We start from the raw sequence: 2,225 nt of genomic DNA, 5'->3' as shown, positions 1-2,225 counted from the left end.
CCTCACTGGTGTCCGGCTCGCGCTGGTCGCGCCGGTCGGGTCGGTCAGCGGTCGGTGGTCAGACGGCCACGGGAGTCCCGAGCAACGCCGAAGCCTGCTCGAACGGGCTCTCGGTACGCGCCGGCTCGGCCTGCGGCGGAGTCCCGCAGGTGAAGCCGAGCCGCGTCATCGCCCGTACGACCTCGCCCGCGCTGAAATCGCGCGGGTCCTGACGGGTGACGACCTGGCCCACCTGCTTGACGGGGTAGCGGCGTCGCCCGATGACCACGGACTCACCCGTGACCGGCAGGGGTTTGACGCCCTTCATCGACTCCAGCACGCCGCTCTTGGTCAGGTCGAACGGGAAGCGTGCGATGACACAGCGCATGTTGCCTCACAGGGAGAAGCGGCGGAAACGGGAGAAGCGGGGGCGGCCGTCTGGGCGACGGCCGCCGGACGTCGGACGCGCCGGACGCGCCGGACGTCGGGAAAGGGTTACGCCGCAGCGGCGCCGGCCTGCCGTGCGGACGCGCGGCGGGCAGCCGAGGCGGGGTGGCGTCGGCCGCGCGAGGTGGTGCCGCGCCTCTTGGCACGTTCGGCCACCGGTGCGGTGATGACGACCGGGACGCCCGAGGGGGCCTGGGCGCCGGTGATGCGCTGCAGGGCCTCTTCGCCCGAGCGGACCTGGGTGGTCTGCGGGACGATGCCGGCCGCCGCCATCAGGCGGGTCATCTCGCGGCGCTGGTTCGGGGTGACCAGGGTCACGACGCTGCCGGACTCGCCGGCGCGGGCCGTCCGGCCACCACGGTGGAGGTAGTCCTTGTGGTCGGTCGGCGGGTCCACGTTGACGACGAGGTCGAGGTTGTCGACGTGGATGCCGCGAGCCGCGACGTTCGTCGCCACCAGCACGTTGACGTGGCCGGTCTTGAACTGCGCCAGCGTGCGGGTGCGCTGCGGCTGCGACTTCCCGCCGTGCAGGGCGGCAGCCCGTACCCCGCTGTTGAGGAGGTGCTCGGTGAGACGGTCGACGGCGTGCTTGGTGTCGAGGAACATGATCACGCGGCCGTCGCGGGCGGCGATCTCGGTGGTGGCCGCGTGCTTGTCGGCGCCGTGGACGTGCAGCACGTGGTGCTCCATCGTCGTGACCGCGCCGGCCGAGGGGTCGACGGAGTGGACCACCGGGTCGGTCAGGTAGCGGCGCACCAGCAGGTCGACGTTGCGGTCGAGGGTGGCGGAGAACAGCATCCGCTGGCCCTCGGGACGCACCTGGTCGAGCAGGGCGGTGACCTGCGGCATGAAGCCCATGTCGGCCATCTGGTCGGCCTCGTCGAGGACGGTGATGGAGACCTGGTTCAGCCGGCAGTCGCCGCGGTCGATGAGGTCCTTGAGGCGTCCGGGCGTGGCGACGACGATCTCGGCCCCGCCGCGCAGCGCGCTGGCCTGCCTGCCGATCGGCATCCCGCCCACCACCGTGGCCAGCCGAAGCCGCACGGCACGGGCGTACGGGGTGAGCGCGTCGGTGACCTGCTGCGCCAGCTCACGCGTCGGTACGAGGACCAGACCCAGCGGCTGCCTGGCCTCGGCGCGCTGCCCGACCGTACGGGCCAGCAGCGCCAGCCCGAAGGCGAGGGTCTTGCCGGAGCCGGTGCGGCCACGGCCCAGTACGTCACGGCCGGCGAGGGAGTTCGGCAGGGTCGCGCCCTGGATCGGGAAGGGCACGGTCACGCCCTGCGAACCGAGCGCGGCCAGCAGCTCCTTGGGCATGTCGAGCTCGGCGAAGCCCTCGACGGCGGGAAGCGCGGGGGTGATCGTCTCGGGGAGAGCGAACTCACCCTGCGGCGCGGCGGGCCGACGGCCGTAACCGCCGCCGGAACGGCCCTGGCCTCCGGAACGGCTCTGTCCGCCGGACCGGTTCGCGGTCGGCGAGCCCGATCGGCCGCCGCTCCGTCCGGAAGCGGCGCCACCGTTGCGGGTGCGGGAAAAACGGTCGTTCGTACGTGTGCGGTTCATGCGGAACCTTCCTCGATGCGGCTCACATCTAGGAATTTCCGCAGCAAAGAACCGCGCGGAGAATTGCAAGAATGGGCCGAAAGAATACGAAAGCCAATCTGGCCGGGCGTGAATTCACGCGGGCTCAGTTGCTGAATTAGGTGACTCGATCGAGTCGATGAGACCAGCGAAATCAGTTGAATCGACTACGCGTCGTCCCAACAGGTGAAACCACTGCGAAAAAAGTGCATGCAGCT

2 protein-coding genes are annotated in these 2,225 nt (G+C 70.8%); both read right to left on the bottom strand.

The genetic code is table 11. The annotated features are described in order from the left end of the window. Positions 1-58: 58 nt before the first annotated feature. Positions 59-367 (bottom strand): SCO5918 family protein, encoded by a 309-nt coding sequence (locus tag STRTUCAR8_RS08890; protein ID WP_006375223.1) that lies wholly within the window; start codon positions 365-367, stop codon positions 59-61. A gap of 107 nt (positions 368-474) precedes the next feature. Beyond that, positions 475-1,989, bottom strand: coding sequence for a DEAD/DEAH box helicase (locus tag STRTUCAR8_RS08885; RefSeq protein WP_006375222.1), 1,515 nt, complete (start codon positions 1,987-1,989; stop codon positions 475-477). Between the last annotated feature and the right edge of the window lie 236 nt (positions 1,990-2,225).

This window comes from Streptomyces turgidiscabies Car8 (assembly GCF_000331005.1).
Lineage (GTDB): Bacteria > Actinomycetota > Actinomycetes > Streptomycetales > Streptomycetaceae > Streptomyces > Streptomyces turgidiscabies.
The sequence above is the reverse complement of the archived record's forward strand: the minus strand, read 5'-3'. Positions and strand labels throughout refer to the sequence as shown.

Coding starts and splice junctions, on each gene's coding strand:
- STRTUCAR8_RS08890 (WP_006375223.1), bottom strand. CDS start 367: ATGCGCTGTGTCATCGCACGCTTCCCGTTCGACCTGACCAAGAGCGGC.
- STRTUCAR8_RS08885 (WP_006375222.1), bottom strand. CDS start 1,989: ATGAACCGCACACGTACGAACGACCGTTTTTCCCGCACCCGCAACGGT.